Genomic DNA, 12,206 nt, shown 5'->3' with positions numbered 1-12,206 from the left:
CGCAGTCGGGCCGGACCGGGAGAGATCGTACGCCGAACGGTCGACCACGCTGCTACGGCTTCAGGACGACCTTGATGCAGCCGTCCTCCTTCTTCTTGAAGATCTCATACGCCTGCGGCGCGGACTCCAGCGGGAGCCGGTGGGTGACCAGGTCGCCGACGCCGAGCGGGTCGCCGTCGCCGGTGAGCAGCGGCAGCACCTCGTCGGACCAGCGGCGCACGTGCGCCTGGCCCATCCGCATCGTGACGCCCTTGTCGAACAGGTCGAACATCGGGATCGGGTCGGCCTGCCCGCCGTAGACGCCCACGATCGAGATCGTGCCGGCCCGGCGGACCGAGGCGAACGCGGTGCGCAGCGCACCCATCCGGTCGACCCCCATCGTGTCGATCGCCTTGCGGGCGAGCGGGTCCGGGAGCATGCCGGCCGCGGTCATCGCGGCGGCCTGGAACGGCGTGCCGTGCGCCTCCATGCCGACCGCCTCGATCACGCCGTCCGCGCCGCGCCCGTGCGTCAGCTCGATCACGGCCGCGGGGATGTCGTCGATCTTGTTGGTGTCCAGCACCTCGATGCCGTTGCGCTCGGCCATGGCGAGCCGCTCCGGCACGGAGTCGACCGCGATGACCCGCTCGGCGCCGAGGTGGCGGGCGATCCGCGCGGACATCTGGCCGATCGGGCCGAGGCCGGTGACCAGCACGGTGCTGCCCGGCTCGATGTCCGCCCACTTCGCGGCCTGCCAGGACGTGGTCAGCACGTCGGAGAGGAACAGGTACCGCTCGTCCGGGTGACCCTCCGGCACCTTGATCGGCCCGAAGTGCGCCTGCGGGACGCGCAGGTACTCGGCCTGGCCGCCCGGGACCTGACCGTACAGCTTGGTGTAGCCGAACAGCGACGCACCCTTGCCGTGCTCCTTGACCTGCGTGGTCTCGCACTGGGCGTAGTAGCCGCGGCTGCACATCCAGCAGAAGCCGCAGGAGATGTTGAACGGGATCACCACGCGGTCACCCGGCTTGATGTGGGTGACGTCCGCGCCGACCTCCTCGACGACGCCCATCGGCTCGTGGCCCAGGATGTCGCCCTTGTCGATGTACATGCCGAGCACGTCGTAGAGGTGCAGGTCGGAGCCGCAGATCGCGGTCGACGTCACCCGGATGATCGCATCCGTCGGCTCCTGAATAGTCGGGTCGGGGACGGTCTCGACGGACACCTTCGAGGTGCCCTGCCAGGTCAGTGCTCGCATGAGTGAACGTGTGCCCCGGACAACATGGGATTAACCACCGGTTTCACGGGCATCCGGCAAGCATGGCTAATCAGTTTGCAGTGGTCACCGGCGCGTCAAGCGGAATCGGGTATGAGATCGCCCGGGATCTGGCGTCGCGCGGCTATGACCTGTTGATCACGGCGTCGAGTGACGAGATCTCGCAGGCTGCCGCAAATTTGCGGCGTGACGATGGCCAGATCGACGTGTCCATCGTTCAGGCCGATCTCGCCACCGCCGAGGGTGTGGAGAAGGTGTGGGCCGCGATCAACGCGACCGCCCGCGATGTCGACGTGCTCGCACTCAACGCGGGCCGGGGCATCGGCGGTGAGTTCGTCGGCGGCACCGACCTGCGCGAAGAGCTCAACGTGATCGACGTCAACGTCACCTCCACCGTGCACCTGGCCAAGCGCGCGCTGCCCTCGATGGTCGCGCGGGACGCCGGCGGGGTGCTGTTCACCTCGTCGATCGCGTCCACCATGCCGGGCACGTACCAGGCGGTCTACAACGCGTCGAAGTCGTTCGTGCAGTCGTTCGCGGAGGCGCTGCGCGAGGAGCTGAAGGACACCGGCGTGACGATCACCGCGCTCATGCCCGGCCCGACCGACACGAACTTCTTCCACCGCGCGGACATGGACGACACCCGGGTCGGCGCCTCTTCGAAGGATGACCCGGCCGTCGTGGCCAAGCAGGGCATCGAGGCGCTGCTCAAGGGCAAGGAGAAGGTCGTCGCCGGCTCGGTGAAGACCAAGGTCCAGGGCGCGGCCAGCAAGGTCATGCCGGACAGCGCGAAGGCCACGATGCACGCCAAGATGGCGGAGCCGGGCTCGGCATGATGCTCCTCGAGGGTTACTCCTGGCTCCCCGGCCTCGGGCGCACCCCCGCGCCGACCCGGCTGTTCGGCAAGCGCGCCACCGCGCTGCGCGGCCCGGACGCGGTCCGGTTCTTCTACGACGAACGCCACGTCGAGCGGCACGGCGCGCTCCCCGAGCCGGTGCGCGGCACGCTGACGGGCAAGGGCGCGGTGCACACGCTGGACGGCGACGCGCACCGCGCCCGCAAGGCGATGTTCCTCGCGCTGCTCAGGGAGCCGGCGCAGATCAAGCGGCTGGCCGACGAGGTGGACGAGGCCTGGGACGCCGCCGCGGCCCGCTGGCCCGGCCGCCGCGTGATCCTCTTCGAGGAGTCCGGCCGCATCCTCACCGACGCGGTCTGCCGCTGGGCCGGCGTTCCGATCGAGCCCGGCACGCTGCCCGCGGTCGCGGCGGACCTGCAGGCGATGGTGGACGGCTTCGCCACCGGCGGGCCACGGCACTGGCGGGCCCGGCGAGCGCGCGGCCGTCAGGAGCGATACTTCCAACACCTGATCACGGGGGTACGGGACGGGAGCGTGACCGTGCCGCTCGGCTCCGCGTGCGAGGTGGTGGCCCGGCAGCCGTCGCTGTCGCCGCGCACCGCCGCGGTGGAGCTGCTGAACATCATCCGGCCGACCGTGGCGATCTCGTGGTTCGTGGCGTTCACCGGTCACGCGCTGTGGCGGCACCCGACCCACCGGGAGGCGCTGCGCGACGGGGGCGAGGACTACGCGCGGGCGTTCGCGCACGAGGTGCGGCGGTTCTATCCGTTCGCGCCGTTCGTCGGTGGCCGGGCCGTGCGCGACCTGTCGTACGGCGGCATGGAGATCCCGGCGGGCTCGATGGTGCTGCTCGACATCTACGGGCAACACCATGATCGGCTTTTGTGGCCGGACCCGTACCGGTTCGCGCCACAACGGTTCCTGGAGCGGGAGCCGGGCCGGGACGACCTGATCCCGCAGGGCGGCGGCGACCCGGAGCTGCACCGGTGCCCGGGCGAGGACATCACGGTCACGCTGTTGTCCCGGATCGCCACGCGCCTGGCCGCGCTGGACTTCGACGTGCCGGATCAGGATCTCGACATCTCGCTGCGGCGCATCCCGGCGCTCCCGCGCAGCGGCGTGATCATCCGGGTCCGCTGATCCGGGGCGGCCCGGGTCCGTAGATCCGGGGCGGCCCGGGTCCGTAGATCCGGGGCGGCCCGGGTCCGTAGATCCGGGGCGGCCCGGGTGCGCTGATCCGGGGCGGCGGCCGCGTACCAGGCACGGCAGAAGAGCACGATCAGCACCAGGTCGATCAGCTCCCCGCCGTAGTACATGAGGTGCGCGGCCGCCTCCGCGTCGGCCGGCCCGACGCCCTGCGGCGGATGGGCGTACAACCACTTCGCGAGTACGGCGTGCGCGCCCAGGAAACCGGCGAGCGCGGCCGCGCGCGTGGGGAACGACGGTCGGTGCGGTGCCGGGTCGGTGCCGATCAGCGCGGCGGTGAAGAGGTAGCCGGCGGCGAGCACATGGGCGTGGACGGCCGCGTGGACCCAGGGTGTGGCCTGGGTCAGCGGATAGAGCGGCGTGAGGTAGAGCAGCCACAGTCCGCCGGCGTTGAGGACGGCGGCGGTGACCGGGTGGGTCAGCGTGCGGGCCGGGGCGGAGCGCAGGATCCGGGAGAGCGTGCGGGCACGTGGCGCGGGGAGCGCGCGGAGCAGCAGCGTGACGGGGGCGCCGGCGACGAGCAGCAGCGGGGCGAGCATGCCGAGGAGCAGGTGATCGGTCATGTGCGCGGTGAACGTACCGCCGCCGGGGTTGATCGCGCTCGTGTTGACTGCGCTCGTGTTGACTGCGCTCGTGTTGACTGCGCTCGTGTTGACTGCGGTCATGTTGACTGCGGTCATGTTGACTGCGGTGAGCAGCGCGCCGGCGGACCAGCTGAGAGTGCGGATGAGCGGCCAGGGGCGGCCACGGCGGCCGGAGGCGGAGACCGCCCACAGGTAACCGGCGATCAGCGCCACCGCCGGGAGGTACTCAAACACCCGCGTCTCCGGCGCGAGACCGCCGGGAGCCGGTTGCCCAGGGGCCGGCGTCTCCGGCGCGAGACTGCCCGGGACCGGCTTCCCGAGGGCCGGCATCCCGGTCACCGGCGTTCCGTGGGCTGCGCAGCAGCATGGCGAGGCCGGCGGCGAGCAGCATGATCGCCACGATGTTCCACACCCAGTCGTAGGGTGCGATCTCCACGTCGTAGCGGATCTGGTGCAGCCGGAACAGCTTGTGCTGCACCGTGCCGTCGTAGAGCTGGAACGCGCCCGCGCCGGCCAGCACCGCACCCCACCAGCGCCGGGCCACGAACTCACCGCGCCGGCGCAGGTCCGCCAGCATGAACAGCGCGGCCACGGTCGCGAACCAGCTGATGCCGTGCAGCACCCCGTCCGAGACCAGGCCCGCGGTGCTGCCCGCCCGGTCGTAGAAGTGATGCCAGTGCAGCAGCTGGTGGAAGATCGTCTCGTCGACGAACGTGGCGATGCCGAGCCCGAGCAGGGCACCGGACACCACGGTACGGGTCGCAGCCTTCATGATCACCGATCCGTTCGGGGGATGGCTGCGCGTACCCCGCGGTGATCCCGGCAAACGTCAGTCGAGCACCTCGACGTATCCGTCCGTGCCGTGCACCCGGATCCGCTGCCCGTCGCGGATCAGCCGGGTCGCGTCCACCACGCCGACCACGGCCGGGAGCCCGTACTCGCGGGCGATCACGGCGCCGTGCGTCATCAGGCCGCCCACCTCGGTGACCAGGCCGGTGACCGCGACGAACGCGGGCGTCCAGCTCGGATCGGTGTAGGCGGTGACCAGGATGTCGCCGGGCGCGAGGTCCGCGTCGGCCAGGTCCAGCACGACGCGCGCCCGGCCCTCGACCGTCCCGGCCGAGACCGGCAGCCCGGCCAGCGCACCGGCGGGAACGTCGCCCCGGTCGTAGGAGCCGGCGACCGCCTCCCCCTCGGAGGTGAGCACCCGGGGTGGGGTCAGGGCCGCATAGGACCGGAACTCGTCCCGGCGGCGGCGGATCAGGTCGTGATCGGCCACGTTCGTGCGGGCGACCTCGTGCAGCTCGTCGAACCGCAGGTAGAAGATGTCCTCCGGCTCGTGCAGCACGCCCGCGGCCGTCAGGCGCGCGGCCTCCGCCAGCAGTGCCCGCTTGTAGACGAGGTAGCGGGAGACCATGCCGTACTTCGGGAACTCGCGGTAGCCGCTGAACGTGCGCAGTCGGTCGATCGCCCGCTTCGTCTCCGCGGCCTTCGCCTCCCCGTCCGGCAGCGCGCGCAACCGTTCCAGGACGTCGCGCTCTTTGGCCCGCGCCTGCTCCGCCTTCTCCGCGAAACGCCGGCCGCCGGCACCGTCGCCGAAGTTGCGGACGTTGCCGAGCAGCAGCGGGATCAGCATGGCCGGGCGCTCGCTCCACCGCGGCCGGGTGATGTCGATCTCGCCGGGGCAGCGCATGCCGTGCGTCTTCAGGAACGATCCGATGGCTTCTCGCGTCTGCGGGCCACCGTCGATCGTCTCGAGGCCGTCCAGGAAGTCGTCGCCGGCCCGCTCGAGGTAGGCGACCACGGCCGGATGGGGGCGGATCACGTCCGCGACGTCCAGCAGCGCCAGGCCCATCTCCGCCGTGACGTTACCGTGCACGGACTGCGCGAGCGTATCCGCCACGTTCCGCTCCCCGAGCCACGCGAAGAGCCGCCCGTTCAGCCAGATCGTGGCCTCCTGCGCCGACACGATCACCGGCAGGCTCTGCGGATCGAACAGGACCCGCCGCAGCTCCTCGACGTCGCCCAGGATGAAGTCCAGCAGCCGTGTTCCGGTCCTGCCGTCGATGTCCCGTTCCGCCGCGGCGACGGACGTGCGGACGCGCTCGATCAGCGTGGCCACCAGCGCCGGATCCGCCTCGATCGGCGCGGCCGTGCCGCCCGGCGGCGCCCAGGGCCGGTCGCCGTCCGGGACCGTCCGGAGGAAACCGTCGCGGGCCACGATCGTGCGCAGCGCGCTCCCCAGCAGCGGATCGGACGTCCCGAGCGCCGCGACCAGGTTGTCCCGGCTCGCGGGCGACGACAGCGGCCCGGTGACGTCGACGAACAGCCGGCCGCCCGCCTCCGCCATCGGCCGCGGCGTGGTCATCTGCCAGAACGAGAGACCGAGCGGCGTCATCGGGTCGGTCATCATCTGCTGGTGCCCGACGGACACGTAGACGTGGTTCTCGCCGTCGTCCGTCTCCGGAACCGGGAACACCGTGGTGATCGGCCGGCTCTGCACGATGTGGAACTCGTCCCCGGCCAGGCACCACTCGATGTCCTGCGGGCCGCCGAGGTGCGCCTCGATCCGCCGGCCGAGCGCCACCAGCCGGACGACCTGCGCGTCCGTGAGCGCCGGGCGTGCCGGGTCGCCGACCGCCACGTCGCGCACGCCGCCGCCCGGCGCGGCCTCGACCGCGGTCGCCTTGACCGCGATCGTCCGCGCCACGATCTCGCCGTCGCGCACGGAGAAGACGTCCGCGCCCGCCCGGCCGGAGACCAGCGCCTCACCGAGCCCGACCGTCGCCTCCACCGCGGCGACCCGCCGGTTCGAGGTGACCGGGTCCGCGGTGAACAGCACACCGGCGGCGCTCGGCACGATCATGCGCTGCACGACCACCGCCATCCGCACGCCGCGATGATCAAACCCGTTCCGCCGCCGGTACGCGACCGCCCGCTCGGTGAACAGCGACGCCCAGACCCGGCGAACGTGCGCGAGCACCGCGGCCGGCCCGGCCACGTTCAGGAACGAGTCCTGCTGCCCGGCGAACGACGCGTGCGGCAGATCCTCCGCGGTCGCGCTCGACCGCACCGCGAACGCGGCCGGCTCCTCCAGTGCGTCCACCGCGTCGGTGATCTCCGCGGCCAGATCGCCCGGGATCGTGACCGCCTCGATCGCGTCCCGGATCTCCGCGCTGACCGCCCGGATCTCGGCGTCGCCCGCCGCGTCCAGCCGCGCGAACAGCTCACCGGGAACGTCCGCCAGGATTCGCTCGAACGCGCCGGTGGTCACGCAGAAGCCGGGCGGCACCCGCACCCCGCCGATCCGCGTCAGCGCCGCCAGCCCCGCCGCCTTACCCCCGGCCTCCGGCCCACCGGCCTCGCCCAGCCCGACCACATACCGCCCGCGCACCACGCCACCCCCGAGATCGTTCATACCGTTCAACCCCACAGAACCCTCGCGGGTACGCGTCGAGGCCGCCTCCGGCCGACGATTCTGCGCCCCGAGCGGGCCCTTGCCGCAAGCCCCACCCTCCGCTGTACGGTGAAGGTGGCGACGGCAGCGGACCTCACCCCAGCGCCGCCGGTTGTGTCTCCGATCGGCGGTCCGCCGACAGCCGGGGCCATCGGTGCCGGAATTTCCCGGAGAACAGTTCCCGGGCGATGTCGAACCGGTGCGCGGTGTCCTGCGGAAGGTCACTCACGAGGGGCGGAAACGTCCCGCGGCCCTGCCGGCTCCGGTGCACCGGCGGGGATCAGTCGAGGCAGAACTCGTTGCCCTCGATGTCCTGCATGGGGATGCAGGACTCGTTCTCGCCGTCCGCGAGGAGAACCTGAACGACCGTCGCACCGAGCGCCTGGAGGCGGGTGCTCTCCGCCTGCAGAGCCGCGAGGCGTTCCGCACCCACCAGCCCGGTGGCCACCCGCACGTCGAGATGCACGCGGTTCTTGACCACCCGGCCCTCCGGGACACGCTGGAAGAACAGCCGCGGCCCGGCCCCGGCCGGATCGACACACGCGAACCACGCACCCTGCCGCTCCGCGGGAAGCGACCGGTCGAATTCGGACCACGAGTCGAAGCCCTTCGGCGGCTGTGCCACCACGTATCCCAGGACCTCACACCAGAAGCGCGCGACCCGCTCCGGCTCCGCACAGTCGAACGTGACCTGGAACTCCCTGACCGACGCCATCCGCCCACCCTAGAACCGCTTCCACCCGCCGTCACGGCATATTCGGCCGGCCGGCTCGGTACGCGACGCCGGCCCGCTGCCGGGCAGATGCTCAGCGGCGGTGGGAGATCGCCGCGGCGAGGGCGATCACCACGGCGTCCTCGAGGAGGGCGGCGGCGAGTGGCGGCCAGCCGCGGCGGTCGGCGTAGGAGCGCCAGCGGGCGCCGGCGACGCTGCCCAGGATCGCGCCGGCCGCACCCGGGATCGCGTGCAGCGCGGGGGCCGCGTGCGCGCGTGCGGCCAGTGCGGCGGCCGCGGCCGCACCGGTGGCCGCGCGGACCGCCAGGGCCGGTGGCTGGAGGCGGCTTGGGGCGTTCGGGAGTTTGTCGCCCGCGAGTTCGCCGAGCGCGCCCGCCGCCGTCAACGCACGGGTCCACGGTCGAGCGAGCGGGCCGGAGCGGGAGGTGAGCGCGACCGCGGCGAGACCGGACATGCTGCGGCCGCCGGAGACCACGCCGAGCAGGAAGGAGCGCACGAGAAGCATGCCGGCCGGATACCCGGACCTTTCGCCGCGAAACGACAACATGCGATTGCCCGGTGCGTTCGGTGGGTAGACGCGGCGTCATGCGTATCGGAAACGTGGAGATCCGGCCGTTGGGCGGCGGGCTGGGCTGTCTCGGGATGATCCTGGTGTCGATCCTGCTCTCGGTGCTGTGCACGGTCGGCGCGAACCTGATGATCCGGTGAGGAACACGGGGATCCGGTGCCGGGCCACGGCGCCGACGCCGGCGAGCTGATGCGCCGCCTCAGGTCCGCAACCCCTGCGTGACCGGCCGCAGCAGGGTGATCCGGTTCGCGCCGAGTTCGGTGACGTACAGGTTGCCGAGGTGCTCGGTGACGTCGAGCGGCTGGCTGAACCCGGTCAGCCCGGTGAGCCCGGTGGTGCGGCTGCTCAGCGTGCCGTTCGGGGCCACGTCGAACGTCTGGATGTCCTGCCCGGACGAGTAGCGGACCACGAGCAGCTTCCCGCGCAGCGCACCGCCGAACGCACCCCCGGTGTACTCGATCACGCCGTTCGCGGACGCGTGCAGCCCCGCGTCGTACATGCCGGGCAGGTCCAGGTCGGCGTCCGGCAGCGTCCCCACCGGATATCCCGGCACCTGGAACGGGTCGGTGCCGCCGGTCGGGTTGCCGCCGGCCAGCACCCACTCGCAGCGTTCCGGGTTCGGGTGCCCGTAGTACCGTCCCGGCCGTACGTCGAAGACGTAGTCGGTCTCCGCGGTGCCGACGCCGGTCAGCGCGGGCACGGCCGGGCCGGTGTATCCGCGACGCGCGCAGGACGCGGGCAGCGGTGACGGCGTCGCGGGCGTGTTGCCGCCGGCCGCCGAACCGTTCGTGGGCGTGTAGAGGTGCCCGTTCGAGTGCCACACCAGGTCGTAGGCGTTGCGCACGCCGGTCGCGAAGATCGTCAGAGGCGCTCCCGGCGCGTACGGATCGTACGTCCCGCCCTCGGAGGTCTTCGCGTCGATCGGCAGCGCCGGCGGCAGCGCGGTCACGTCGAGCCGGAGCACGGCCGCGGACAGCAGCCGCTCCGGCCTGTTTCCCCAGGTCGAGTCCGGCGCGCCCATCGCGTTGTTCGCGCCCTGCGTGGTGTAGAGCGCGCCGTCCGGCCCGAACGCCAGCGAGTTCGTCTCGTGGTCCTTGACCGACCGCGGCAGGTTCGTCACCACGTCCGTGTAGACGCTCAGGTCCGGCCCGCTGAGCCGCGCGATGTGGCTGGACCAGTCCGGCACGTTGAGCGGCCCGGTGTACTCGTAGTTGTCCGTGATCCACAAAACCGGCGCGGCCGCGGTCGAGGCAGGATCAAAGGCCAATCCGATGACGGTACGGTTCGGAGCGCCCGCCAGCCCGGCCGCCACCGCGTGGTCCCGCACCGTGTTGATCACCGTGGCCGTCCCGAGCGTGCCGTCCGCGTTGATCGGGAACCGGAGGATGCGCCCGTCGAGCGTGCCCGCGTAGAGCCGCCCGTCCGGCCCGGTGACCACGCTGGTGAACGGCGCCCCGGTGGCCACACCGACCGTCTTGCTGAACGCGATCGGCCCGCCGTTCCCACCAGCGACCCCGGTCCGGAACACGATCGAGTACGGCGCGAACGCCCGCCCTGCCACGTCCCGCACCTGTGCGGTGACGGAGAACCGGTACAGCGTGGATGCGGCCAGCGGCGCGGCCGGTGACAGGTTGATGACGTCACCACCGCCGCTGGTGATCGGGTTCGCCGCCACCGCCGCACCGTCGGAGACGCGGACGAGCGTCACGGTCGCGGACGTGAGCGTGGCCGGGTCGACACCGCCGCCGGGCAGCCGCAGATCCTCCACCACGCTGGCGGTGACCGGCACGTCCACCGCCAGGTTCGGCGGCGTGCTGGCCCGCACGGCCGGGACCGTGGCGGACGCCGGCACGCTGGCCACGTCCACATAGTTGAGCTTCGTGTTCGTGCCGCCGGCCGGGCTGACCGTGAGCCGCCCGTCCGTGACCGTCACGGTCCGCGTCGCGGTCGCGTGCTTGACGGACGCGGACGGCACGAACGCCGCCACCGCGTTCTGGTCCTCAATGTTGACCCAGTGCGCGCTGTCCACCGCCGTGCCCGCGTCCCCGGCCGCGACCGTGACCGTGTAGGCGCCGTTCGGCACGGCCGCCTCCCAGCTGCCCGGCGCGGTCACGCCGGTCGACCCGGCCGGCAGCTGCGCGTGGATGAGCGTGGCCAGGCGCACGTCCGGCTGCCCGCTCCCCCGGTTGCGTCCGTTGCCGACCAGCGACAGCGGCGTGCTCGTGCCGAGCGCCACCCACCCGTACCCCCGGGTGGTGGTGAAGGACTCGCCGACGTCGCGGACGTAACCGGCCGGCGGCACGGTCGCCGCATCGGAGAAGTTGACCTTCAGCGCGAATGCCGCGGGCGTGGCCGTGACCGCGGCGGACGCCGGGGACTCGTTGCCGTGCCGGTCGACCGCGCGCACGGTCCACGACGACGCGGTCCCGTTGGTCACGGCGGTGTCCGTGAAGCTCGCCGTCAGCACCAGACCCGGGCCGGAGACCAGCGCCCCGCCGCGGTAGACCCGATATCCGCCCAGGTCGGCCGCGGTGCTCGCGGTCCAGCCGACGGTCGCCTGCCGATCACCGGGGACCACCGCGACGCCCGAGACGACGCCGGGTGCCACCGTGTCGGAGGTGTCACGACTGATCGAGACGTGGGTCAGCTTGGTGTTCGTGCCGCCGATCGCGTCGAGCGTCAGCCGCCCGTCCAGCACCGGCACCGTCACCGTGCCGGTCGTGAACTCCGCCGCCGCGCTGCCCTGGAACGCGGACACCACGGTCACGCCCTCCGCGCGCACGGTGTGCCGGCTGTCGTAGGACGGCTGGTCCCCCACGCCCACGATCACCTGATAGGTACCCGGCGGCACCGCGTACTCCCAGGCCCCGGCCGTGGCCACGCCGTTCGTCCCGCCGACGTGCCCGTACTGCATGTGAATGATCGTGTTCAGCAGCCCCGCAACCCCGGCCCGCGCCCGGTCCCGCGTGTTCGCGCTCAGATCAAGCGGCGTGCCCGGCGCATCCTCGCGCACCCATCCATAGCCACGCCCCGCGTCGAACGCCGCACCGCTGTCCACTGTGTGACCGGATGCCGGCGCGCCGGAAGGCCGGAAGTCGATCGCCGCGACCGGCACGACCGCGGCCATCGCCGGCACCGCGAGGAACACCGAAAAACAGGACAGGACAAGGGCAACAGCGACGCGACGGTACGTGGACACGGGCGCTCCTGAGGGCCGGGGAGGCCCACGCTCGCACACCCGGAAAGATCACAGAGCCCCGTCGCGCCGCTTCGACCGGGCTCGCGCCGATTGGGTGTTCGCCCACGACGGCGGCATAGCGGCAATCGGCGCCGAGCAGCAGTTTTGCCGGTAAGAGCGATTCGTCAGGGCAGGTGCGGAAGAACCTTGTCCATCCGGGCCGGAAGGTCACGGATGCGGACACCCGTGGCATGCCAGATCGCGTTGAGGATGGCCGCGGGTGAGCCGACGATGCCGATCTCGCCGACGCCCTAGCCTCCGGGCGCGCGCATCCACCGCGGCGTCGGCATGTCCAGGTCGATCAGCGGG

The 12,206-nt window shown here is 72.2% G+C and carries 10 protein-coding genes; 3 read left to right on the top strand and 7 right to left on the bottom strand.

What is annotated here, in order from left to right; all coding sequences use genetic code 11:
• Nucleotides 1-52 precede the first annotated feature (52 nt).
• On the bottom strand, nucleotides 53-1,237 hold the full coding sequence (locus tag J2S43_RS12640; RefSeq protein WP_306829138.1) for a zinc-dependent alcohol dehydrogenase: 1,185 nt from the start codon (nucleotides 1,235-1,237) through the stop codon (nucleotides 53-55).
• 62 nt (nucleotides 1,238-1,299) lie between these two features.
• On the opposite strand from J2S43_RS12640, the gene J2S43_RS12635 reads away from it, so the two are divergent.
• Both J2S43_RS12635 and J2S43_RS12630 read left to right on the top strand, forming a co-directional pair.
• A complete protein-coding gene (locus tag J2S43_RS12635) occupies nucleotides 1,300-2,091 on the top strand; it encodes an SDR family NAD(P)-dependent oxidoreductase (protein ID WP_306829137.1) in 792 nt (263 codons plus the stop codon).
• A complete protein-coding gene (locus J2S43_RS12630) occupies nucleotides 2,088-3,251 on the top strand; it encodes a cytochrome P450 (protein ID WP_306829136.1) in 1,164 nt (387 codons plus the stop codon). Before J2S43_RS12635 ends, J2S43_RS12630 begins: the two co-directional genes overlap by 4 nt.
• Here J2S43_RS12630 and J2S43_RS12625 read toward each other — a convergent pair.
• From J2S43_RS12625 to J2S43_RS12605, 5 genes are all read right to left on the bottom strand, one after another.
• The gene (locus J2S43_RS12625) at nucleotides 3,179-4,135 is read right to left on the bottom strand and encodes a cytochrome c oxidase assembly protein (RefSeq protein ID WP_306829135.1); all 957 of its coding nucleotides are present in this window, start codon (nucleotides 4,133-4,135) and stop codon (nucleotides 3,179-3,181) included. The genes J2S43_RS12630 and J2S43_RS12625 overlap by 73 nt on opposite strands.
• Nucleotides 4,128-4,673: a DUF2243 domain-containing protein gene (locus J2S43_RS12620; RefSeq protein WP_306829134.1), complete on the bottom strand. Its 546-nt coding sequence runs from the start codon at nucleotides 4,671-4,673 to the stop codon at nucleotides 4,128-4,130. The genes J2S43_RS12625 and J2S43_RS12620 overlap by 8 nt, the downstream gene beginning before the upstream one ends.
• A gap of 57 nt (nucleotides 4,674-4,730) precedes the next feature.
• Nucleotides 4,731-7,319, bottom strand: coding sequence for a rifamycin-inactivating phosphotransferase (gene rph / locus J2S43_RS12615; RefSeq protein ID WP_306829133.1), 2,589 nt, complete (start codon nucleotides 7,317-7,319; stop codon nucleotides 4,731-4,733).
• 319 nt (nucleotides 7,320-7,638) lie between these two features.
• Complete coding sequence (locus J2S43_RS12610) at nucleotides 7,639-8,073, bottom strand: VOC family protein (protein WP_306829132.1); 435 nt, start codon at nucleotides 8,071-8,073, stop codon at nucleotides 7,639-7,641.
• Between the two features lie 91 nt (nucleotides 8,074-8,164).
• On the bottom strand, nucleotides 8,165-8,596 hold the full coding sequence (locus tag J2S43_RS12605) for a hypothetical protein (protein ID WP_306829131.1): 432 nt from the start codon (nucleotides 8,594-8,596) through the stop codon (nucleotides 8,165-8,167).
• A gap of 80 nt (nucleotides 8,597-8,676) precedes the next feature.
• Here J2S43_RS12605 and J2S43_RS12600 point away from each other — a divergent pair, with 80 nt between their 5' ends.
• A complete protein-coding gene (locus J2S43_RS12600) occupies nucleotides 8,677-8,799 on the top strand; it encodes a hypothetical protein (protein ID WP_306829129.1) in 123 nt (40 codons plus the stop codon).
• 59 nt (nucleotides 8,800-8,858) lie between these two features.
• On the opposite strand, the gene J2S43_RS12595 is transcribed toward J2S43_RS12600, so the two are convergent.
• On the bottom strand, nucleotides 8,859-11,807 hold the full coding sequence (locus tag J2S43_RS12595) for an Ig-like domain-containing protein (RefSeq protein ID WP_306829128.1): 2,949 nt from the start codon (nucleotides 11,805-11,807) through the stop codon (nucleotides 8,859-8,861).
• Between the last annotated feature and the right edge of the window lie 399 nt (nucleotides 11,808-12,206).

This window comes from Catenuloplanes nepalensis, from assembly GCF_030811575.1.
GTDB lineage: Bacteria > Actinomycetota > Actinomycetes > Mycobacteriales > Micromonosporaceae > Catenuloplanes > Catenuloplanes nepalensis.
This window is presented reverse-complemented; position numbering and strand designations above follow the sequence as displayed.